Source organism: Nocardiopsis metallicus (assembly GCF_014201115.1).
Taxonomy (GTDB): Bacteria; Actinomycetota; Actinomycetes; order Streptosporangiales; family Streptosporangiaceae; genus Nocardiopsis; species Nocardiopsis metallicus.
The window spans coordinates 5,339,467-5,361,043 of sequence record NZ_JACHDO010000001.1; the positions used below are offsets into that span (position 1 = coordinate 5,339,467).

18 protein-coding genes, 1 tRNA gene and 1 pseudogene are annotated in these 21,577 nt (G+C 69.4%); 12 read left to right on the top strand and 8 right to left on the bottom strand.

Going from position 1 to position 21,577, the window contains the following annotated elements; translation table 11 throughout:
- The first annotated feature begins 62 nt into the window (after nt 1-62).
- From HNR07_RS23365 to HNR07_RS35940, 6 genes are all read left to right on the top strand, one after another.
- Entirely contained in the window at nt 63-1,346 is a 1,284-nt protein-coding gene (locus HNR07_RS23365) for an adenylosuccinate synthase (protein ID WP_184366810.1), read from the top strand.
- A gap of 48 nt (nt 1,347-1,394) precedes the next feature.
- Complete coding sequence (gene purD / locus HNR07_RS23370; protein WP_184366811.1) at nt 1,395-2,645, top strand: phosphoribosylamine--glycine ligase; 1,251 nt, start codon at nt 1,395-1,397, stop codon at nt 2,643-2,645.
- A gap of 209 nt (nt 2,646-2,854) precedes the next feature.
- Nucleotides 2,855-3,760: a phosphoribosylaminoimidazolesuccinocarboxamide synthase gene (locus HNR07_RS23375; protein WP_184366812.1), complete on the top strand. Its 906-nt coding sequence runs from the start codon at nt 2,855-2,857 to the stop codon at nt 3,758-3,760.
- Nucleotides 3,761-4,135: 375 nt separating this feature from the next.
- Nucleotides 4,136-5,431, top strand: a complete 1,296-nt coding sequence (gene murA, locus HNR07_RS23380) for a UDP-N-acetylglucosamine 1-carboxyvinyltransferase (protein WP_026116285.1) — start codon at nt 4,136-4,138, stop codon at nt 5,429-5,431.
- Nucleotides 5,432-5,681: 250 nt separating this feature from the next.
- The gene (locus HNR07_RS23385) at nt 5,682-6,947 is read left to right on the top strand and encodes a hypothetical protein (RefSeq protein WP_026116286.1); all 1,266 of its coding nucleotides are present in this window, start codon (nt 5,682-5,684) and stop codon (nt 6,945-6,947) included.
- 689 nt (nt 6,948-7,636) lie between these two features.
- Nucleotides 7,637-7,990, top strand: a complete 354-nt coding sequence (locus HNR07_RS35940; RefSeq protein ID WP_184373113.1) for a hypothetical protein — start codon at nt 7,637-7,639, stop codon at nt 7,988-7,990.
- A 78-nt stretch (nt 7,991-8,068) separates the two neighbouring features.
- Here the strand turns inward: HNR07_RS35940 and hisC are convergent, their stop codons facing one another.
- Entirely contained in the window at nt 8,069-9,151 is a 1,083-nt protein-coding gene (gene hisC / locus HNR07_RS23400) for a histidinol-phosphate transaminase (protein ID WP_184366813.1), read from the bottom strand.
- A gap of 171 nt (nt 9,152-9,322) precedes the next feature.
- On the opposite strand from hisC, the gene HNR07_RS23405 reads away from it, so the two are divergent.
- Nucleotides 9,323-9,979, top strand: coding sequence for a hypothetical protein (locus HNR07_RS23405; protein WP_184372531.1), 657 nt, complete (start codon nt 9,323-9,325; stop codon nt 9,977-9,979).
- Here the strand turns inward: HNR07_RS23405 and HNR07_RS23410 are convergent.
- Both HNR07_RS23410 and HNR07_RS23415 read right to left on the bottom strand, forming a co-directional pair.
- A complete protein-coding gene (locus HNR07_RS23410; RefSeq protein ID WP_184366814.1) occupies nt 9,954-10,967 on the bottom strand; it encodes a MauE/DoxX family redox-associated membrane protein in 1,014 nt (337 codons plus the stop codon). The genes HNR07_RS23405 and HNR07_RS23410 overlap by 26 nt on opposite strands.
- Before the next feature lie 3 nt (nt 10,968-10,970).
- On the bottom strand, nt 10,971-11,957 hold the full coding sequence (locus HNR07_RS23415; RefSeq protein ID WP_184366815.1) for a hypothetical protein: 987 nt from the start codon (nt 11,955-11,957) through the stop codon (nt 10,971-10,973).
- A 292-nt stretch (nt 11,958-12,249) separates the two neighbouring features.
- Here HNR07_RS23415 and HNR07_RS23420 point away from each other — a divergent pair, with 292 nt between their 5' ends.
- The 4 genes from HNR07_RS23420 (at nt 12,250) to HNR07_RS23435 (ending at nt 15,779) form a co-directional block, all read left to right on the top strand.
- On the top strand, nt 12,250-12,438 hold the full coding sequence (locus HNR07_RS23420) for a hypothetical protein (RefSeq protein ID WP_184366816.1): 189 nt from the start codon (nt 12,250-12,252) through the stop codon (nt 12,436-12,438).
- Nucleotides 12,439-12,737: 299 nt separating this feature from the next.
- On the top strand, nt 12,738-13,265 hold the full coding sequence (locus tag HNR07_RS23425; RefSeq protein WP_184366817.1) for a SigE family RNA polymerase sigma factor: 528 nt from the start codon (nt 12,738-12,740) through the stop codon (nt 13,263-13,265).
- Nucleotides 13,266-13,599: 334 nt separating this feature from the next.
- Nucleotides 13,600-15,579 (top strand): ABC transporter ATP-binding protein, encoded by a 1,980-nt coding sequence (locus tag HNR07_RS23430; protein ID WP_184366818.1) that lies wholly within the window; start codon nt 13,600-13,602, stop codon nt 15,577-15,579.
- A 113-nt stretch (nt 15,580-15,692) separates the two neighbouring features.
- Nucleotides 15,693-15,779 (top strand) — tRNA-Ser (locus tag HNR07_RS23435).
- 732 nt (nt 15,780-16,511) lie between these two features.
- Here the strand turns inward: HNR07_RS23435 and HNR07_RS36185 are convergent.
- From HNR07_RS36185 to HNR07_RS35130, 5 genes and pseudogenes are all read right to left on the bottom strand, one after another.
- The gene (locus tag HNR07_RS36185; protein ID WP_184366819.1) at nt 16,512-16,769 is read right to left on the bottom strand and encodes a tyrosine-type recombinase/integrase; all 258 of its coding nucleotides are present in this window, start codon (nt 16,767-16,769) and stop codon (nt 16,512-16,514) included.
- 40 nt (nt 16,770-16,809) lie between these two features.
- A complete protein-coding gene (locus HNR07_RS23445; RefSeq protein WP_184371353.1) occupies nt 16,810-17,619 on the bottom strand; it encodes a transposase family protein in 810 nt (269 codons plus the stop codon).
- A gap of 133 nt (nt 17,620-17,752) precedes the next feature.
- Nucleotides 17,753-18,085 (bottom strand): tyrosine-type recombinase/integrase, encoded by a 333-nt coding sequence (locus HNR07_RS23450; RefSeq protein WP_184372534.1) that lies wholly within the window; start codon nt 18,083-18,085, stop codon nt 17,753-17,755.
- 166 nt (nt 18,086-18,251) lie between these two features.
- A complete protein-coding gene (locus HNR07_RS23455) occupies nt 18,252-19,676 on the bottom strand; it encodes an IS1380 family transposase (RefSeq protein ID WP_312893591.1) in 1,425 nt (474 codons plus the stop codon).
- 340 nt (nt 19,677-20,016) lie between these two features.
- Nucleotides 20,017-20,244 (bottom strand): annotated as a pseudogene (locus tag HNR07_RS35130) (ISAs1-like element ISMul1 family transposase); the annotation flags it as partial.
- Nucleotides 20,245-20,366: 122 nt separating this feature from the next.
- On the opposite strand from HNR07_RS35130, the gene HNR07_RS23465 reads away from it, so the two are divergent.
- Nucleotides 20,367-21,565, top strand: a protein-coding gene (locus tag HNR07_RS23465; protein ID WP_184371482.1) for an IS3 family transposase whose coding sequence is annotated in 2 segments (ribosomal slippage) — nt 20,367-20,610 and nt 20,610-21,565 — 1,200 coding nt in all. Because the reading frame shifts where the segments join, the coding sequence is not laid out codon by codon here.
- The last annotated feature ends 12 nt before the right edge of the window (nt 21,566-21,577 follow it).

Sequence of the window (21,577 nt, forward strand, 5' to 3'; positions counted from 1 at the left end):
GTTCTTCCATGTTCGGGGCCGGAAACGCCCCGGTCAGGTGTCGAGCGAAGAGGTAGAGACCAATGCCGGCGATCACGCTCGTGGGTGCCCAGTGGGGCGACGAGGGCAAGGGCAAGGCGACCGACCTGGTCGGCGACCGCGTGGACTACGTGGTCCGATACCAGGGCGGCAACAACGCCGGGCACACGGTGGTCATCGGCGACCAGAAATACGCCCTCCACCTGCTGCCCTCGGGCATCCTGTCGCCGAACGTCGTACCGGTCATCGCCAACGGCGTCGTCATCGACCCGGGCGTGCTCTTCGAGGAGCTGCGCGGCCTCCAGGACCGGGGCGTGGACACGTCCCGCCTGGTCATCTCGGCCAACGCGCACCTGATCATGCCCTACCACCGGGCCCTGGACAAGGTCAGCGAGCGCTTCCTCGGCAAGGGCAAGATCGGCACCACCGGCCGCGGCATCGGCCCGACCTACGCCGACAAGGTCACCCGCCAGGGCGTGCGCGTGCAGGACATGTTCGACCCCAAGATCCTGCGCAAGAAGATCGAGCTCGCCCTCCACGACAAGAACCAGCTCCTCACCAAGGTGTACAACCGGCGCGCCCTCGAGGCCGAGCCGATCATCGAGGAGTACCTGGGCTACGCCGAGAAGCTGCGCCCGCACGTCGCAGACACCTCCCTGATCCTGAACAAGGCGCTGGACGAGGGCAAGACGGTCTACCTCGAGGGCTCGCAGGGCACCCTCCTGGACATCGACCACGGCACCTACCCGTTCGTCACCTCCTCCTCGCCCACCGCGGGCGGCGCGGCGGCGGGTGCGGGCATCGGCCCCAACCGCATCTCCAAGGTCGTCGGCATCCTGAAGGCCTACACCACCCGTGTGGGCTCCGGCCCCTTCCCGACCGAGCTCCTCGACGAGCAGGGGACCTGGCTGCGCACCCAGGGCCACGAGTACGGGGTCACCACCGGCCGCGACCGCCGCTGCGGCTGGTTCGACGCGCCGATCGCCCGCTACGCCACGCGCGTCAACGGCATCACGGACTTCTTCCTGACCAAGCTCGACGTGCTCACCGGCCTGGACCGCATCCCCGTGTGCGTGGCCTACGACGTCGACGGCGTGCGCCACGACGAGATCCCGATGACGCAGACCGACTTCCACCACGCGACGCCGATCTACGAGTACTTCGACGGCTGGTCCGAGGACATCACGGGCGCGCGCAAATTCGAGGAACTCCCCAAGAACGCGCAGGACTACGTGCGTACTCTAGAGAAGATGGCCGGAGCCCCGATCTCCGCCATCGGTGTCGGGCCGGGCCGCGAGGAGACCCTTCAGCTGCGTTCCCTGGTCTGACCGGCCACCAACCGTCTTTAGCTCCAGTAGAAGAAGAGGCCCCCAGTAGTGAAAGCCCTCGTTCTCGGCGGCGGAGGCCGCGAGCACGCACTCGTCCGCGCTCTGTCCCTTGATCCGGGCGTCACCAGCATTCACAGCGCTCCCGGCAACCCGGGGATCTCCGACCTGGCCGAGAACCACGTCATCAACGTGACGGACGGGCTGGCCGTGACCGAACTGGCCGCGCGCCTGCGCGCCGAGCTGGTCGTGATCGGCCCGGAGGCGCCACTGGTGGCAGGGGTGGCCGACGCCCTGCGCGACCGCGGCATCCCGGTCTTCGGCCCCGACAAGGAGGCCGCGCACCTGGAGGGCTCCAAGGCCTTCGCCAAGGAGGTCATGGAGGCGGCCGGGGTGCCCACCGCCAAGGCTCGGGTGTGCCGCAGCGCCAGCCAGGTCTCCGAGGCCCTCGACGAGTTCGGGGCGCCCTACGTCGTCAAGAACGACGGGCTGGCCGCGGGCAAGGGCGTCGTGGTGACCGAGGACCGCGCGCTCGCGGAGCAGCACGCCCGCGAGTGCGGCCGGGTCGTCATCGAGGAGTTCCTCGACGGCCCCGAGGTCTCGCTGTTCGTGCTCACCGACGGCGCGCACGCGCTGCCGCTGCTGCCCGCCCAGGACTTCAAGCGCGCCTACGACGGCGACCAGGGCCCCAACACGGGCGGCATGGGCGCCTACGCCCCGGTCCCGTGGGCCCCCGCCGGTCTGGTGGACGAGGTCATGGAGTCGGTCGTGCGGCCGACGGTGTCGGAGATGAACCGCCGCGGCCACCGCTACCAGGGACTGCTCTACGTGGGCCTGGCGCTGACCTCGAAGGGTCCGCGCGTGGTGGAGTTCAACGCGCGCTTCGGCGACCCGGAGACCCAGGTCGTGCTGGACCGGCTGGCCACCCCGATCGGCGCGGTCCTGCAGGCGACCGACACCGGCGGTCTGGGCTCGATCGGTTCGCTCCAGTGGAAGTCGGGCGCCGCGGTGACCGTCGTGGTCGCCGCCGAGAACTACCCGGGCGACCCGGTCAAGGGCGACCTCATCGGCGGCCTGGACGCCGCGAACGCCCTCGAGGGCGCCTACGTGCTGCACGCGGGCACCGCCTGGGACGGGGTGCGCGACATCAAGTCCAACGGCGGCCGCGTGCTGAACGTGGTCGGGACCGGCGCGGACCTGCGTCAGGCCCGTGAGCGCGCCTACGAGGCGGCTGGCCGCCTCGAACTGCGCGGCTCGTTCTACCGCACCGACATCGCCGAACGCGCCGCGGCCGAGGTCTAGTACCCGGAAGCGACGCGAGAGCGTGAGAGGGGCCCTCGGCAAGCGCCGGGGGCCCCTCGCCGTACGGCACGGGCCCGAACCGGGGCCGAAGTCCGGCCCGGCCCGGGGCCGACTGGCCGATGAGCGCCTGAGCGGGGGCCGCCCGACCGTTCGGAACAGCGGGAACGCGATACTGGAGGGGTTCGCACCGAAACCCGGAGAGTAGCGTCATGAGCGGCTTCGTCACCGTCCCCGAGCCCGTCGAGGTTCCAGGACTCACCCACCTGCACACCGGCAAGGTGCGCGACCTGTATTCGACGGCCACCGGCGAACTGGTGATGGTGGCCAGCGACCGGATCTCGGCGTACGACTGGGTGCTGCCCACGGAGATCCCCGGCAAGGGCCGCCTGCTCACCCAGCTGTCCCTGTGGTGGTTCGAGCGGCTCGGCGACCTGGTGGCCAACCACGTCGTCTCGGACACCCCTCCCGAGGGCGCACCCGCCGACTGGGCCGGTCGCACGCTGGTCTGTGAGCGGCTGGACATGGTCCCGGTGGAGTGCGTGGCCCGCGGCTACCTTGCCGGTTCCGGACTGGCCGAGTACCGGGTGGACCGCACGGTGTGCGGGGTGCCGCTCCCCGAGGGGCTCACCGACGGCTCCGAACTGCCCGAGGCGATCTTCACCCCGGCCACCAAGGCCGAGGTCGGCGACCACGACGAGAACGTGTCGTTCGAGGCCGTGGCGGACCGGCACGGGGAGAAACTCGCCGCGGAGCTGCGGGACCTGACCCTGCGGGTGTACGGGCGCGGCCGGGACATCGCCCGGGAGCGCGGTGTGCTCCTGGCCGACACCAAGTTCGAGTTCGGCCGCGACACCGCCGGTGACCTGGTGCTGGCCGACGAGGTGTTCACCCCGGACTCGTCCCGCTACTGGCCCGCCGACGAGTGGAGCCCGGGACGCCCCCAGCCGTCCTTCGACAAGCAGGTCCTGCGCGACTGGCTGACCTCGTCGGCCTCGGGCTGGGACCGCGCGTCGGACACGCCCCCGCCGGAGCTCCCGGCCGACGTGGTGGAGCACACTCTGTCCCGTTACACGGAGATCCACGAGCGCTTGACCGGCACCAAGCCCGCCCTGTGACCGACGCCGTCCGCGTGATTCAGCGCACGCGGACGTCGTTTCGGCTGTGGGAGCGCGTATGGTGGTGTGGTCGTAGGCAACGCCGAAGTAACGGACAGCCATGCGTACGACCCTCGGTCTCTCCCTCCGGTGTAATGCCTCTTTGGCCGTTTGGCGGGACTTCAACCGCGATCTGCGGGTATACCACGTTCTGGGCCTGTTCATGTGTAGTGCTTGCTATAGAGTCATCGCGAACCCACCGGTTCAAGGCTGCGCAGGTCACACGCAAGATGGCCGCAACATTTCGGGGCAAACCCGCGTCTTAAACGCAAACAGGCGAAACCCGACGAGGGTGTCCCTCTTTTTCACATCTGCCTCACAAAGGAGCACATGAGCATGGGCCAGGAGGTTCGTTACCGCGTCCGCGGCGGACGCCCCCTCAGCGGAACGGCGTTCATCCAAGGCGCGAAGAACGCCGTCCTGCCGATGATCGGAGCCGCCCTGCTGGCGGCCAAGGGCCGTACTGTGCTGCGGAACGTTCCGGTCATCGAGGACGTCTACCGCGCGCTTGAGCTCGCCGAACACGTGGGCGCCAAGGTCGCTTTCCACGAGTCCGAGCGCACCGTCGTCATCGACGCTTCCGGTCTCAACGACCCCGAGCGCGCAGTCCTGCCCGCCGACATCGCGGCCCGCTTCCGCGGCTCCGTGCTCTTCGTCCCCGCGCTGATGCACCGCACCGGCCGCGCCCGCATCGAGGGCGTCGGCGGCTGCAACCTCGGCAGCCGGAACCTCGACTTCCACTACCGCGGCTTCGCCCGGCTGGGCGCCGAGGTCACCGAGGACCTCGAGCTGAACCACATCAACGTGGAGGCCAGCAAGCTCCGCGGCGGCCACCTGTACCTGGACACCCCGTCCCACACCGGTACCGAGAACCTCCTCATGGCGGCCGTGCTGGCTCCCGGCACCACCGTGATCGAGCACGCGGCCCTCGAGCCCGAGGTCATCGACGTCATCAACTTCCTCTCCGCCATGGGCGCGAAGATCAGCGGTGGCGGCACCGGCCTGATCACCGTCGAGGGCGTCGAGGAGCTCACCGCCGTCGAGCACACCATCATGTCCGACCGCATCGACGCCGGGGTGTTCGCGATGACCGTCGCCGCCACCGGTGGCGAGGTCAGCCTGGTGGGCGCCAACCTGGACCACCTGGGTGTGGCCCGTTGGAAACTCGAGCAGATGGGCGTCGGCTTCTCCCAGGAGGGCGCCGTCCTGCACGTCCAGCGGGACCCGTCCGTGCCGCTGCGTCCGATCAACGCGGTGACCTCGCCGTTCCCGGGCTTCGCGACGGACCTCCAGTCCCCGCTGATGGCCCTGGCCACCCTGGCCGAGGGTGAGAGCTACATCCACGAGGCCATCTACGACGGCCGCTTCGCGCTGGCCGACGAGCTCAACAAGATGGGCGCGAAGATCGAGGTCGAGGGCACCCGCGCCATCGTGCACGGTTCCACCAACCTGCACGGTGCCGAGGTGATCGCGCACGACCTCCGCACCGGCGCGGCCCTGGTTCTCGCCGGACTGGTCGCCGAAGGTGAGACAATCGTGGCGCCTGGTTATCTGGTGGACCGCGGTCACGCTCAGTTCGCTTCGCGGCTCGCCGCGCTGGGCGGTGACGTGGAGCGCGTCACCGTCTCGTAGGGGCCGTAAGCGCAGTTCAAGCCGGGGTGGGGGGCTTCCTCCCACCCGGGCTTTCGGCGTTGATATGGAAAACGATCTTCTTTGGCCCCGCACAATGGGTACGATCTCGGCAATCATGCCGTGACAGAGATCGGGTCGGGAAACCAGTGGGCGCACATAGTGAAGAGCGTGGAATGGTAGCGGGGAGCAGCCCGAGGTGAGTGCGCAGCGTACTGGCGATTTGACGATCGGCGTCATAGGACCCCATGAGGTGGTCGAACGGGTCATGCTCATGGGTCCGGGGTCCACCGGGCCCCTCAACGCCAGACTCATCGCCGCCGCCTACCGAGATGAGCAAGAGGCGACGGACAAGGTCGTCAGGCTGGGGTCGGCGATCGACGCCTATTTGTTCGCCAGCCCCGTGCCCTACGAGTTCGCACGGAAGGCCGGCGTGTTGACCATGCCCGCGACCTTCGTGCCGCTCGGCGGGGCCAGCCTGCACGAAGCCCTGCTCCGAGCGACCCTGGACGAACGGTTCGACCCGACCAGAGCCAGTCTCGACGTGCTCAGCCGCGCTGACGTGGTCGAGGCCTACTCCGAGGTCGACCTGCCCGTGGACGGTATCCACGTACACGAGGAGCTGACCAACACCGCCCAGCTCACGTCCTTCCACGAGGGGCTGTGGCGGCGCAAGGCCACCAAGATGGCGATCACCTGCGTGCGCGGGGTCGCCGAGCGGCTGGAGGCCATCGGGGTTCCGGTGATCCGGCTGCGGCCCACCAACGCGGGGGTGCGCAGCGCGCTGCAGACCGCTGGTCTGCTGGGCGCGCACCACCGTTTGGAGGAGGCCCAGCTCGGTGTGGTCGTCGTGGACGTGCCCACACTGCGCGACTCCTCCCGGCGCTCCACCCCGCGCTACTGGCGCGAGGAGCTGCGGCTGTCGCTGCACCGGCTGCTGCTCCAGGAGGCCCACCGGATCAACGCGACGGCGCACCGGCTGGACGACCACTCGTTCATGGTGACGGCCACGCGCGGTTCGCTGGTCACCGCGACCGAGGGCTTCCGGCAGCCGCCGTTCGTGGAACGGATCAAGGCGGAGCTGGGCATCGCGATCGAGGTGGGTATCGGCATGGGCCGCACCACCCAGGACGCGGAGTCGCACGCCCGCGCGGCGCTCAACCGGGCCCAGGCATCCCGGCAGAGCTTCGCGGTGGACCGTGAGGGCCGCTCGCTGGTTCCGGCGCAGCGCGCCCCGGCCCGCCAGTCGTCCGAGCCCCTGCGCACCAAGGGCCGCGAGACCCTGGTGCGGCTCTCGGAGAAGATCGCCGAGGAGGACGGGCCGCTGGTCGTGGACGCGGAGAACGCGGGGCGCATGCTCGGGGTCACCTCCCGGACCGCGCGCCGACTGCTGCGCACCCTGGTGGAGGAGGGCCTGGCCTGGCCGCTGCCGCCCAACCGCACCCTGCAGCCCGGCCGTCCGCGACAGCTCTACCGGCTGATCGTGGAGAAGCTGGACAAGGACGCGGCGGGCAAGTAGCACACGGGTACGACGGAGCGGGGCAGTCCCACGGGGCCGCCCCGCTCTTCGGTTCGAAGCCGCCGGTGCCTCCGCGAGGACCGCTTGGCTTGCCAGATTGCTGGCAGCCTTGAATTCATCACCTCCGTATCACCAGGTCACCGAAGGCGGCTACGACGTGCGCCCGGCTCGGACCAGAACCGCTGACCAGGGGATGCGGTGCTCACTCGGCTAGAGGTCGACGGGTTCAAGCACCTACTGGGCCTCTCAGTGGATTTCGAACCTTTCACCTGCGTTGCGGGCGAGAACGGTACCGGCAAGTCGAACGTGTTCGACGCGGTCCAGTTCCTGAGCCTCCTGTCCGGCCGATCACTGATCGAAGCCGCCTACGAGGTGCGGGGGCCTACCGGAGGTGAGCGTTCCGGGAATCCGCGCGAGCTGTTCTGGAACGGGTATGAGTCCCAGGACAGGCACATGGTTCTCGCTGCCGAGATGATCGTCCCGGAGTACGTGGAGGACGACTTCGGACGCGAGGCCCGAGCGACCAGCACCTACCTGCGTTACGAGGTGGAACTGGGGTTTCAGCCACCCTCCGGAGCGAACCGGACCGGCGGTTCGGTCCTCCTCGGTGAGCGGCTGAAGCACCTCAACCCCAGTGATGCACGGGACCGGCTACGTTTCCCCGTACGCACACGCCCGGAGTGGTCCACGTGCCCGTGGTCCAAGTGCCCGTGGTCCCCGTACGCATGGGCGGGGCCTGGCTTCTCGTGGATGAGTCGGCCATCCGCAGGGTCGCGGGAAACCCCAACGGGCGCTGCGCGCTCGGCCTGCCCCAGGTCAGCAGGGCGGAGACGATAGCTGACCCGAAGAAGCTCCTGAAGGAGGCGTTGGCGACTGCTCCAGAGCTTCGTGGCCGCAGGCCCAAACGGCTCAATGACCGCTTCTCCGAAAACCGCCGACAGCTTCTTCAGCGGCTGGAGACCGACGGCCCCGTCACCAGGCTGCCTTCTTGGCAGGCCTTCGTCGGATCCGTGGCAGACGGCTTGCACCGGTGCGGCGGTTAGAGGTCAGTAGCACGCCCGAAGGGGGCGGTTCCCGGAGTGGGGAACCGCCCCCTTCGGCGTCGCGGCGGTGGTGAGCGGTCAGCGGCGTTTGGCGTAGGAGGTCGCGACGGAGAGGAACACGTCGTTCTCCTCCGCGGTGCCGAGGCTGACGCGGGCGCCCTCGCCGTCGAACGGACGCACCGAGACGCCCGCCTCGGCGCAGGCCGCGGCGAAGTCCAAGGTGTCCTCATCCAGCCGCAGCCACACGAAGTTCGCCTCGGTGGGGGGCACGGTCCACCCGGAGGCCACGAGGGCCTCACGGACGCGCTCACGCTCCTTCACGGTGGTCTCCACCCGCTCCAGGAGCTCGCTCTCGGCCTCGATGGAGGCGATCCCGGCCGCCTGGGCCAGGTGGTTGACCGCGAAGGGCACGATCGTCTTGCGCACCGCGGTGGCCACGTGGGGGTGGCCGACGAGGTAGCCCAGGCGCACGGCGGCCAGGCCGTAGGCCTTGGAGAAGGTGCGCAGGACCGCGACGTTGGGGCGGTCGCCGTACAGCTTCACACCGTCCGGGACCTCGGGGTCGCGCACGTACTCGCGGTAGGCCTCGTCGAGGATGACCAGCACGTGGTCGGGGACGCGGTCGAGGAAGTCGACCAGCTCCCGCTCCCGGACCGTGGTTCCGGTCGGGTTGTTCGGGTTGCACACCAGCACCATGCGGGTGTTGTCGGTGATCGCGGCCAGGAGGGCCTCGAGGTCGTGGGCCTCGTCCTTGAGCGGGACCCGGACCGACGTCACCCCGGCCAGTTCGGCCAGGAGCGGGTAGGCCTCGAAGGAGCGCCAGGCGTAGACGACCTCGACGCCCGGCTCCCCGACGGCCTCCAGGAGCTGCTGGAGCACGCCCACGGAGCCCGCGCCGAGCGCGACGTGCTCCTCGGGCACGCCCAGGTGCGCGGCGAGCCTGGCGACCAGCTCGGTGGCGCCCGGGTCCGGATAGCGGTTCAGGTCGGCGGAGGCCTCGGTGATGGCCTCACGCACGGACGGGAGCGGCCCGTAGGGGCTCTCGTTGGAGGACAGCTTGATGGAGCGCCCGTCAGGTCCGACAACCCTGAGACCGGGCTTGTAGGCGGGGATGGACTCCAGTACCGCCCGCAGATATGGCGATTTCGACTCCGACACCATTGTCCTTCCTCAATACTTTGTGCTAACCCCGCGACACGCTCAGCAATGAGATGCCCGGGACGGCCACCGCTCCAAGCGGAAATATCGCACAAACGAGGAGATATCACCATGCGTTTGCGTCATAGTCCTGTCCGCTCCGCATCGAACACGGCCCTGCCCGCCGCAATCGCGATGACCTGCGCGATCACCCTGGCGGCCTGCGGCGGAGCGGACGGGGAACAGGGCGAGGACCCCAACGCCGAAGCCGCCGCGCAGCTGCACGACGCGCAGCCGATCCACGTCGGAGACGTGACACTGCTCCCCGAGAGCAGCGAGGCCGGAACCTACTCCGAGCTTGTCACAGTGCAGTATTCGGAAGAAGTGCGGGCCTCCACCGAACTGGACAAACCCGAGTGCATGGACGCCGCCAACCGGTGGGGCGACCTGGACACCGTGCGCGGGGCCCCCGCCTCGGTGGCCGCCTACGAGTGGGACCTGGGCAACATCTCGAGCATCCTGGTCCAGCTCGACGAGGACTCCGCCGCCGAGGCCCTGGCCGTCAAGCCCCCGGAGGCCTGCGCCGAGTACACCGCCACCTACGAGGACGGCAGCAGCTCCGAGTACGGCGTCACCGACCTGGACGTCCCCCGGGTCGGCGACGAGTCGCGCGCCTTCAGCATCCAGGTCAGTGACGACGACGGCCAGAACCACATGTACACCGTCATGTACCGCAACGGCGGCCTGCTGGGCACCACCTCCGTGATGGGGCCGGGCGAGGCCGAGGACTACGAGCAGATGCTCGTGGACTTCAGCGAGGCCGCGATCAAACGGCAGGGTCAGATGCTCTGACGTCGTCCGGAAGGCCGCTCCCCGAGTCAACCGGGAGACCGCGCCCGGACTCGCCCGGGAGTGCCTTGGCGGGGGTCCTCGGTTTGGCCGCGCCCCGCCCGCCGGCCCCGTTCCGCCTGGCCGCCTCGCGCGGCGGGGGCAGCCTGCGCGGCGGCCCCTGGAGGTCGAGCGTGGTCACCGCCCCGAAGGAGGCGATCACCGTGCCGCTCTCCCGGTCCACCAGGACCGCGCGCACCCCGGTCCGGCGCGGGCCGCCGATCCGCACCGCGTAGACCACGTCCACCCGGTGACCGTGCCGCAGGCCGTCGTAGCGCAGGAACCGCCAGCAGCCGTGGCGCCAGGTCTCCTCCGGCTCGGACTTGAGCATGAGCTTGGCGTTGGTCCGCCAGACCTCGCTCCGGCGCAGGCGTCGGGTGGTCGACCGCTCGGAGACCTCGCGTAGCGCGCACGGTTCACTGGTGGTGACCCGGGCCGCCGCCTCGCGCAGTTCGGGGCTGAGCAGGGCCAGCAGGAGCAGCTGCACGCCCAGGACCGCGCCGTGGACCGGGGTGGGCTCGGCGGCCACCTGCCAACCGGTGGGTGCCAACCCGACCGTGGCCAGCGCCGCCACCGTGAGCAGGGACGCCCGGGTGAGCGTGCGCCAGCCGATCGGTGCCTGGCTCAGCCCGCCGAAGCAGCCGCACCCGGCTTCGGGGTCGCGGCGGCGGGCCGCCAGCAGCAGGACCACGGACACCGCGAACATCAGGGCGGTGAGCAGCCGGGCCGCCTCACCGAGAGCGCCGGTCGCGGTCAGCAGGGCCACCGCGAGGGCGGCCTCCAGCAAGCAGGTGGCCAGGGTGGCCGGTCCGCGCAGCCGTTCGGGCAGCAGGACGGCCACGCCGGTCCCGGCCGCGCGCGGGCTGGCCTTGGCCGCCGCGCCGAGTAGGAGCAGGGCCGCGAACAGCGGCAGCTGGACCTCGCGGACCGCTTCGAGAACCTCCGGGAACATCGGTCACCCCTCCTGGTTGGCGACGGTCATGGTCGCGTTGAAACAACCCGCCTCGAGCCGCCCGCCCAGGGCGACGAAGGAGGTCATGGTGAGGGAGGCGAGCCGGCCCGCGCTCTGGCTGCCGCAGGCCGGGCACAGGTCGCACAGCCAGCTGTCGGCGGCCGCGCAGTCCACCACGGGGACCACGGCGGTGTCCCGGGTGCAGTCGTTGCGCAGGCTGAGCGCGGCACCGGTGGACAGCAGCGGCAGGGGCACGCAGGAAGTGCGCCGGTCGCAGGTGCCGTTGTGCTCGCCCTCGTGGCCGACCGGGTCGAGCGCCGGGTAGGCGGCACCGGCGACCAGGGCCCGCGGGTCCAGGTGGCTGGAGCGCCCCCAGGCGGGGTCGTACCAGGTGGCGATGCCGGTAACGGTCGTCGAGTACTGCCGGGTGGGCGGGCGCCGCGGAGTGGCGCTCAGCGGGTAGGGCGGCTGTGTGGTGACCGGCCGCGAGGCCTGGATCTCGCCGTTCTGCCAGGTGCCGACGGCGTCGAAGAGGTAGCCCGGTTCCAGGCGCGGGTGCCGGACCGTGATGCGCCCGGAGGAGCGGTAGGGCAGGACCACGGTCAGGCGGGGGCGGCCGTGGCCGGGGTCGACCTGGAGGGTGTCGCCCTCCCGGTCGGTGATCACACCGGTGGCCCGGGCGGCCTGGGCCCAGACCCGTTCGGCTACCAGGCGGCCGTCGTGCGAGCACAGCACCACGGCGTCGTCACCGGGGCGCAGCTCGGCGGGGCGGACCTCACCGCCGCGCCAGAAACTGGTGACGCGTTCGTAGAGGAAGCGCTCCTCCCCCTGGGGGGTGGCCAGGCAGAGCATGTACGAGGTGGCGTCGACGACCACGCCGCGCGCGACGCGGTGGTGGACCGGCGTGGGCTCGGGTGCGGCCGCGGCCCCGAGCACGGCGGCGGTGAACCGCCGGCGGTCCCGCCCGTGATCCCGACCGCTGTCCGTCATCACTGACATGTCCTTCGCGCCCCCTTGTAGACCGACTCGTCCGTCTGTGCCCATTGTCGCCCCCGACCCCCGTAACGGCTGCTCACACGCCGACACGGACCGGTTCGTGTCGGTGACATGTCCGGGGCATTGCACCGCGGCGGGCCTTCGGCTCCCCCTGTGACCAAGGAAGAACTCCATGTGAATCGCCCGCGCTCCGGGGCGACCGGGTGCGAGCATCCGCGTACAGCTTGTGGCCGCAAGGTTGTCGATGTACTCCCCGTACTCCCCAGTTCCGGAAAGAACGCGAGACATGAACAAGAACCGCGCCCTGCGCAACACCGCCGCCGTCGCCGTGGCCGTGCCCTTCGTCCTGATCGGTCTGGCCGCCCCGGCCGGCGCCGCCGAGCTCGCGCCCATCGCGGGCGCGGTGGACCACCTGGTCGCGGTGACCTCCGAGCAGCTGGGCCTGGGCGCCCTGCTCGCCTACCTCGGCTTGTAGGGCCCGGACCCGCAGGAGCTGGGCCCGTAGGAGCTGGGCCCGTAGGACCTGGTCAGGGTTCCGCGGGGCCCGGTCGGGCCCGGCCCGGTCGACCGGATCGGATCCGGCCCGGTGAGGACGGCGGCGAAGGGGGACGAGGCGCCCTCTTCGCCGCCTTTTGTGCGGTTTGTCGGCACGTGGCGCACATATTCCTGGGGGTTTGCGTTCGCTGTGTGAGAGTGAGAAGTCCAGGGGGGCCGCGGCCGCCGTGCAACACAGCGACGGCGCGCGACAGGGTTCCGCGCGGCCCGTGAGGGGCGGTGAACGGCGTGTCCGGAACTACTCAGACTCCCAGGTCCGAGGAGTTCAGCCGCTACGTGTCCGAACGCGGGCCAGCCCTGCTGCGGATGGCCCGCTCCCTCACCAACAGCCACGCGGACGCCGAGGACCTCCTCCAGGCCGCACTGGTCAAGACCTTCCTGGCCTGGGGGCGCATCGCCAACCCCCGCGCCCGCGACGGCTACGTCCGCCGGGCCATGGTCAACACCCAGATCTCCGAATGGCGCCGCAAGCACCTGGACGTCTACCCCACCGACGAGATCCCCGAGCAGCGGGTGGACGACCCGACGTGGCGCAGCGACCTGGCCGACGTGGTGGGCCGCTCCATCGAGCGGCTCCCCGGCCGACAGCGCACCACCGTGGTCCTGCGCTACTACGACGACCTCACCGAAGCGCAGATCGCCGAACGCATGGGCGTGACCATCGGGACCGTCAAGAGCACCCTGTCCCGGGCCGTGGAGAAGCTGCGCAGAGACGCCGACCTCATCATCGAGCGCACCACCGGCTGAGCGCACCACCCAGCCGAACCCAACCTGGCCACCAGGTTCTTCGAGCCGTTTCAGCCGCCTCAGCCGTACTCCGGTTTTCGGCCCCCGAGCCGCCAGCCACCGGCACCCGCCCCCGGTGCTTTACGCGCGGCCGATTCGTACAGGTATTCGGATCGTGACTATCCGAGGAAATCCGACCGGAGCCTCCCGCGCCCCTTCCCCGGCCCTGCGCACACCCCGTCCGGCCCGGCCGTGATCCGGACCGTCCGCAACGTCTGAAGCCTGCCCGCGGCGTCGACCCCCGGGTGATGATCGGCACCGCCCGAACCCGCCCCGACCGCCAGGAGGAACCGCCGTGCGCACCACCCGCTCCCCCGAGGACCGTGGGCCGCAAACCCCCGACGACACCGCCGCCCCGGCGACCCCCGACCATGGCCTTGACCTGCCCGAACTCGCCCCGCCCAAGTGGAACCGGCACGGCGCCGCCGTCGCCGGGGCCTCCTGGTTCCGGATCGCCCGCCGCATGCCCGCGCTGGTCGTCCAGGCCGCCGTCCTGGCCTGGCAGAGCGGCCGCCGGGACGTCGTGACCACCCTCCTGTTCAACCTAGGCTCCGGTGCCGCCACCGCCTGGGCGCTGATCGCCACCACTTCCGTCCTCACCGAACTCTTCGCTGAGGTGCCCACGCCGGACCGGGTTTGGGCCGCGCTCCCCTCTCTGGCCCTGCTCGCCCTGGCACTGGTCCTGCGGGGCTGCTGCGGCGCCCTGGCCGGTCGCGCCCAGGCCCGCCTGGTACCCAAGGTGGTCCTGGCCGCCGAACGGCGCCTGCTGCGCGACGCCACCTCCGTGGAGCTGCGGGCCTTCGACGACAGCGACTTCCACGACCACCTGTACCGCTCACACACCCGGGGCTGCGACGAGGCGGGCGCCCTGGTCCGGCAGGCCACCGACCTGCTCACCGCCATGGTGGGCATCGTCGCCGCCGCCGGGGTACTGACCGCCCTGCACCCGGCGCTGGTCCCGCTCCTGCTGCTGGCGATGGTCCCCCAGTGGTGGGGCGCGGCCGCCTCGGCCCGGATGCGGTACCGGATGATCCTCGCCTTCACCGAGGGCAGCCGCCGCAAGTACATGCTGGAACAGCTCATGACCGCCAGGGAAAGCGCCGCCGAGGTGCGTTCGTTCACGATGGAGCGCCGCCTGCTCGCGGAGTTCGACCGGGTGGCCCGGCGCGAGCTGGACATCCACCTGGGCCTGGCCACCCGGCAGTCCGCCGTCCGCCTGGCCGGGGACACCGCCAGCGGCCTGGTGACGGCCGGGGTGTTCGCGGTACTGGCCGTGCTACTGGTCCAGGGCGTGGTGCCGATCGCGGTCGCCGGGGCCGCAGTCGTCGCCGTCCGGGTGGCCCAGGGTGCGCTGAGCAACGCCCTGTACTCGGTGACCAGGCTGTACGAGTCGGGGCTCTACTTCTCCGACTTCGTGGCCTTCCAGAACGAGGCCCGCACCCGCCTGCCCCGCCCCGGCCTCGTGCCCGCCCCGGCGGGGTTCGAGGAGATCAACCTGCGGAACGTCACCTTCGGCTACCCCTCCAGCGAGGCCCCCGCGCTGAAGGACGTGAACCTCACCCTCCGCCGCGGCCGGACCGTGGCGCTGGTCGGGGAGAACGGTTCGGGCAAGAGCACGCTGGCCAAACTGCTGTCCGGGCTGTACACGCCCCAACAGGGCAGCGTGCGCTGGGACGGCACCGACCTGGCCGGGGTGGACGGCGTGAGCCTGCGCGAGCGGATCTCGGTGATCGCCCAGGATCACACCCACTGGCCGCTGACCGCACGCGGCAACACCGTGATGAGCAGCGCCGAGTGCCCCGACCGCTTCGCCCGAGCTTCGACCGCCGCCCGGGCCGACGCCGTGGTCTCGGGCTTCCGCGACGGCTGGGACACCCTGCTGGACAAACGCTTCGCCCACGGAGTGGAGCCGTCCGGCGGCCAGTGGCAGAGGTTGGCCGCCGCCCGCTCCTTCTACCGGGGTGACGACGGCGCCGAGGTGCCCCTGCTCATCGCCGACGAACCCACCGCCGCCATGGACGCCCGCGCCGAACACGGCTTCTTCACCTCCGTGCACGCCCACGCCCGCCGCACGGGCGCCACAGTGGTCCTCATCACGCACCGACTGGCCTCGGTGCGAATGGCCGACCACATCGTGGTGCTCGACAAGGGCCGGGTGGTGGCCCAGGGCAGCCACGCCGAGCTGATGTCCGAGAACGGCCTGTACCGGGAACTGTGGGAACTCCAGGCCAGCGCCTACCGGCCCCCGTCCGCCCCGAGGTCGCGCACGCCCTGACCCACCGGGACCCGCCGGAACCCACTCGGAGCGGGGCCGCCGACCAGGCACCTCCCCGGGTGGGGGATTCGTTTTGCGCAGGACCTCCGCGCTCTGTAGTCTGGTCGCAGCCGGGAGGATTCGCCTAGAGGCCTATGGCGCCGCACTGCTAATGCGGTTAGGGGGCAACCCCTTCATGGGTTCAAATCCCATATCCTCCGCGCTCTGACCTGGGGCTTCTCGCATCGTGAAAGTGAGAGAAGCCCCAGGTCTTCTCATGTTCAGGGGTCCACTGGCACAGGATCCGTGTCAGGTACACACGCCCGTCGCCCACGGCCCCCAACCCTGGCCGCTGAGCTGCGAGAACGAGCCCTCGGGCGACCTGGGCCTGAGAGTGCCGCAGAAGGCATGCGGCGCCAACCGGCGAAACCCAGCACGCCTGACAGCCCCAACCGGGCTGGCTCCAGGTGGGTTTGTACCAAGCGAGAGTGACCGGCGTCACATAAAATGGGCTCGTCTTGTCACTGGGTGTAGCGGTCAGCAGACCTTCGGAACATCGAGGCGCACAGCGGGGAGCAACCCCCATCCCCGTCGAGGCGGCCCGCCAGCCCTTGAGGGTGTTCTCAGGCGCGGTTCCGCCCAGATGCCAGGTCGGCAAGCCCTGGAGCTGGGACAACGCCCTTCCGCGCTCGGGGCGGACGCCAGTGGGGAGAACCGACGCTGCGCGGCGGCAAAGGGCATGACTGCGAGCACCTGCACCAGTGCCGCACAGGCGTGGATCGCTGACCGCTTGGACCGCCAGGACGTGTCGCTGAAACGGTTGGGTCGGCGCTAAGCAGGGCGAGCGCATCAGAGTTGGTTGGATGCTTCGCCTGCGCATTGACTTGTCGCCCCGGACTCAGCGGGAAAAAGAGCCCTTAGGCGTTGCGTGAGGACACTCGGGTTTCAGGTCCTCAAGCCGCAAGACGAGGAATAACCCGGGTTACCGCTTCAGCAGCCGCCTCATCGCACTTGGGCATCACATGGACGTAAGTGTCGGCGGTGAACTTGTAGTTCCGGTGTCCGAGCATCTTCGAGATCACCTTCAGGCTCGTTCCTGCGGACAAGGAATAACTCGCCGCGCAGTGCCGAAGGTCGTGCACCCTGATGGGAGGCAGGTCAGCTTTCTTGGTCAACGCGATCAACTTTTCTCGCAGTTGGTGTCGAGTCATCTGCTCGCCGTTCTCATCAGTGAGGTTTTCTCAGCGAAGATCATTTCCACTGCCTGTTGAGGACAAGAGCCGCACGGGCGATGTCTCCGATCCGGCTCGGGCTAAGCGTGACGTACTTCAGCGTCCGCCAGCGCTCCTTGAGTTCGGCGGCGGTGCGCTCACCGAGCGCACGCACGTGCCGCAACAGCGCGTTATACATCCGTGTGTCCACGTGCAGAGCCCCTTCGCCCTGGCCCGTAGGGCGCTTGATGGGGGTGTGCACGCCGATACCGGCGCCTTGGTAGCCCTTGTCAGCCAGGGTGGGCAGGCCCTCGGCCGCTGCCTTGTACAGGGCGGGCAGGGCGTGGAGGCGGGCGGCGGTGATGTCGGGGGTGGATCCGGGCTCGACTGCGGAGACCCACAGCGGGGTGCCGTCCGGTGCGGATAGGAACTGGATGTTGCCGCCGAAGGCCTTGTGTTTTTGGCTGAACCACAGGTCGTTGCCGTTCTCGCGGACGCCCGCGAGGCGGTCGGAGGCGATCAGCGTGCCGTCCAAGACTACGCGCGCTATCCCTTCGTTGTGGCAATTGGCCAAGACTTCGTGCAGGTCGGGGGCCTGGCCGGCGAGGACGTCGATGCCTTCGTGTAGGTAGCGGTAGCTGGTGGCCTGGGAGATTCCGGCGTCACGGGCCAGGCAGTGCACACAGCCGCGCTCACGGAACCAGCGCAGCACCAGCACCGCTTGGCGGAACGGCCCGAGTGCCCGTGAGCCCTTCGGAGTGGCGATGCTTCGGCGGTGGGCGGCCAGGTGTCGGGCGAGGAACTCGACGATGTGGCGTGGGACGTCGAGGGTGGCAGAATAGGTGACCAACGTGAAGCCTCTGGTGGTTACGGACATGATCTTGTGGTGAGACCTGTCCTACCAGGGGCTTTACGTCTGCTCGCATCCAGGTGCCACTCGTCCGGCCCGGCGGGGATCCGAAAATCACCCTGCTCCGCAGAGATCATTTCGCTGAGAAAACCTCAGTGAACACATAATCCGACTGCACCCACTTGTTGCCAGCTTTTTCGCGCTTAAGCTGCTGAGCCTTGCGCCATTTACGCAGCTGCGCAACGTTCTCCTTGCCCAAACTGATGGTGCGCTGGCTACGCGGGGTTTTTGTTCCGTGAATCGCGACCTCCCCCGAGCCTTCCAGACTCAGGTCGCGCCATTTGAGGTTGAGCATCTCCTGACACCGAGGCCCCCGGGTCAGCGCCAGATGGAACAGGGAGTGGTCGCGGTATTCTGTTTCCTCGATCTGGTCGAGGAACCACCCTGCCTGACCTTCAGCCCGGATTCGTCAGGGGTCTGATCGCGTCTTCTGATCCGGCACTTCGCCCATGGTGTCCCTGGTCCGGGCAGGAACGAGCCCTCGCGTGACGCCGCGGTGCGCGCCGGGCTCCACGAACCCCGGAACTGCGTGCTCCCTCCTTCCTGCTGCTCGTCGGATCAGGTCCCGATCCTCAGGTGAGGGTCGGCAGAGCGGTCAACCGCTGCCAGCAGGTAGTGAACGCCTCCGCCCAGGGCCAGGACCGTTCGATACGCAGGAAGCGGCGGCGGGCGTGGCGGGCCAGACGGGCGGGCAGGTGGTAGATCCGAAACCGCATGCTCTCAGGCTCGGCATCCGCGAGGTCCTCCGCATCGTGCAGGGTGAGCAACCGCAGCCAGGCGTCCAGATCCGCGGCCAGGTTGGCCGCGAGCACCCACGCCTGGTTGACCTGCCAGGACGATGACGGCAACAACGCGAGCCCCATCGCCTTGTTCGTGCGCACCCGATCCTCGACCTCGGCGTGGTCTCGGTGCAGCGCGTCCAGAAACTGGGCCTGGTGGGAGCCCGGCACCCGATGCATCCGCTTGATGTTGGTCGCGCAGATGGCGTAGCGCCAACCGGTCTTCCTCTCCATGGCGGTGAGCTTGGCGGTGTGGCGGCGGGAGGGGCGTACCCGGCGGACGATGAGCCGCATCCCCTTGGGCCAGCCTTCGCGGGTGTTGAGCCCGGTCAGTTCGGCGACCTCATAGCCCTCTTGGAGGTCGCCTTTCTGGTCCACGGCGCTCTCCCACGCGCTCTCGGGGATCTTCGCGATCGCCTCCTCGTCCGCGGTGGTGATCTTCCACCCGACGGTGAAGCGCACCGTCCTGCGGCTGGTGTTCAGCTTCTCCAGGTACTCGAGGAGGTCGTGGGTGGCGCCGGCTCCGTCGATACGGACGAGGATCTTGGCCCGGGAAGAGCCGGGGACCTGATCCAGGGCCCAGGTGAGCACGTTGATGTGGTCGCTCGCGGTGTTGGCTCCGGCGTTGCCGGGGCGCAGCAGCATGGCCAGGCACTCGCCGGTGTTGGCGCACCAGGCGGCCAGGGGGTGGAACCCGAAACTGGACTTGAAGGTGGGTGCGGCCCCTTCCTTGTTGGAGGTGGTGGTGATGATCGTGGCGTCGGCGTCCAGCACGATCCATCCCTTCAGGGGTTTGCCCGCGACCTTCACTTGGGGGAACCCGCCGGGGCGCAGGTGCAGCAGCGTCCACACGTGGCGGCGGATCTGCCGCCGGGCCTTGGCGATCGCCGCCAGGGCCCTCTCGTCGAGGACGTTCAGGGCGCGGCGCAGGGTGGAGTCGGAAGTGGGTGGGCCGAACACGGGCCGGTGGTGCAGGCCCAGGCGTTCGGCTTCGGAGAGGTTGCGGGCGCCGAGCACGATGGCGATGACCAGGTGGACCAGGGTGGTGGCCCGGTCCCGCCAGCCGTTGGCGGTGCTGGTGGGCAAGGCTGTGGCGAGGGCCCGGGTGAGGCCGGTGCGGTCGGCGAGCTGGCGGAGCAGGACGGCTCCGGCATGCCCGACGAGGTTGGTGCTGTTGGCGGTCACGGACAGGCGGTGGTCCCAGGTAGGCTCGTGCACCAGAAAGGTGCTCCTGATTCTGCTGTGATGTTTCCTAGACAGTCACATCTTTGCAGGTAGGGGCACCTTTCGTGCTGTCAGGGGTCGGTCCTCCCAATTCCGCTGAATAGCCGGGGTCAGTCCAGGCCATGACCGCGGACGGCTTTTCGCCGGTACCTCGCCAACTCTCCGTGCGCTCCGGGGTCCACACCAGAGCGCGCCGGTAGGGCACCCGCGGCAGGGTCACGTACTGGGCGGGGTTGTGAGCGAGCAGCCCGGCCCTACAGGCATGATTCAGGGCCGACCTGATGACCGCGTGCACCTTGTGGATGCGCCCTGGGCTGGCAGGGCTCCGGCAAAGTCAGGTCTGTAGGAGTCTGAGTGGGCGAGCCTCGTCGCGGATCATGTGACGGTTGGCCTGGGCGATGTTGTCGAACCCGGCTGCTCGCAGCAGTCCGATCGCGGTGTTGCGCAGGGTCGCCATGACCTGGGGAGCGCTGCCCGTGCGCACTTGGGAGCGGTCCTCGTCGTAGGTCACATCCCGCACGTGATGGAGCTTGTTCTCGATCCCCCAGTGCTGGCGCACCCACCCGGACAGCACCAACGCAGGAGCAACGCGGTGGTCGGCCGAGGTGATCAGGTTGATCTTGCTTCGGTTCGGTGGACAGGTGTCCGCTTTCGGATACTTTGTCATTGAACGAGGAGATTGAAGTGCCCAAGACCCGCCCTGCGTACCCGCCGGAGTACCGCGATCAGATCATCGCGCTGGCCCGCTCCGGCCGTAGCCCCGAGGACCTGGCAGCTGAGTTCGAACCCTCGGCCCAGACGATCCGCACCTGGATCAATCAGGCCAAGATCGACTCCGGCCAGGCAGAGGGCACCACCAGCGATGACAAGGCCGAACTGGCCCGCCTTCGCCGAGAGAACGCCCAGCTGCGCGAAGAGCGCGAGATCCTGCGCAAGGCCACGGCTTTCTTCGTCCGGGAGACCAGTCGGTGATGTTCCGGCTGATCGACGAAGAAAAGACACGCCACTCCGTCTCCCTGATGTCCCGGCTGCTCGGCGTATCGCGGCAGGGCTACTACAAACACCACCACCGAATCCAGGACGGCCCCACGGCCAAGGAACGCTCCGACGCTGACCTGTCCGAGCGCATCCAGGGCCACCACGAGCGCTCCCGCGGCACCTACGGCTCCCCCAGGCTCCAGGCCGACCTGGCCGAGCTCGACGGCATCCGCGCTGGACGCAACCGCATCACCCGGCTGATGCGCCGCCAGGGCCTGGTCGGGGTCCACCGCCGCACCGGCCGCAAAAGCCTGACCTCCCAGGACCGGATGGCCACAGCCCCACCGGATCTGGTCGGTCGTGACTTCACCGCCCATGCCCCCAACACCAAGTGGAGCGCGGACATCACCTACGTGCCCACCGACCAGGGGTGGGTGTACCTGGCGGTGGTGATGGACCTGTTCTCGCGCCGCATCGTGGGCTGGGCGATGGCCCCTCACATGCGCGCCGATCTGGTCTGCGACGCGCTGGCCATGGCGGTGACCGCCCGCCGTCCCGGTCCGGGGCTGATCCATCACTCGGACAAGGGATCGCAATACACCAGTCTGGCCTTTGGTCGCCGCTGCGAAGAGGCAGGGATCGCTCCCTCGACGGGGCGGACGGGGTCGTGTTACGACAACGCCGTCACCGAGAGCTTCTTCGCGTCGTTGGAGACCGAGTTGATCGACCGCACCCGTTTCGCCACCAGGGCGGATGCGGAGCGGGAGGTGTTCTCCTATATCGAGGGGTTCTACAACCCCTGGCGGCGGCATTCGGCCAATGGTCAGCTCAGCCCGGCTGAGTATGAACGTCGCCACACCGAAGTTGCTCAAGACAGGCTTGCGGCGCTGTCTCAGGCCGCGTAAAACCCCAGCTCA

Bases quoted from the DNA above. Each gene is read 5' to 3' on its own strand.
- HNR07_RS23415 (WP_184366815.1), bottom strand. From the start codon at position 11,957: ATGACGGACAGCGGTCGGGATCACGGGCGGGACCGCCGGCGGTTCACC.
- HNR07_RS23420 (WP_184366816.1), top strand. From the start codon at position 12,250: ATGAACAAGAACCGCGCCCTGCGCAACACCGCCGCCGTCGCCGTGGCC.
- HNR07_RS23365 (WP_184366810.1), top strand. From the start codon at position 63: ATGCCGGCGATCACGCTCGTGGGTGCCCAGTGGGGCGACGAGGGCAAG.
- HNR07_RS23375 (WP_184366812.1), top strand. From the start codon at position 2,855: ATGAGCGGCTTCGTCACCGTCCCCGAGCCCGTCGAGGTTCCAGGACTC.
- HNR07_RS23410 (WP_184366814.1), bottom strand. From the start codon at position 10,967: ATGTTCCCGGAGGTTCTCGAAGCGGTCCGCGAGGTCCAGCTGCCGCTG.
- HNR07_RS36185 (WP_184366819.1), bottom strand. From the start codon at position 16,769: ATGACTCGACACCAACTGCGAGAAAAGTTGATCGCGTTGACCAAGAAA.
- hisC (WP_184366813.1), bottom strand. From the start codon at position 9,151: ATGGTGTCGGAGTCGAAATCGCCATATCTGCGGGCGGTACTGGAGTCC.
- HNR07_RS23405 (WP_184372531.1), top strand. From the start codon at position 9,323: ATGACCTGCGCGATCACCCTGGCGGCCTGCGGCGGAGCGGACGGGGAA.
- murA (WP_026116285.1), top strand. From the start codon at position 4,136: ATGGGCCAGGAGGTTCGTTACCGCGTCCGCGGCGGACGCCCCCTCAGC.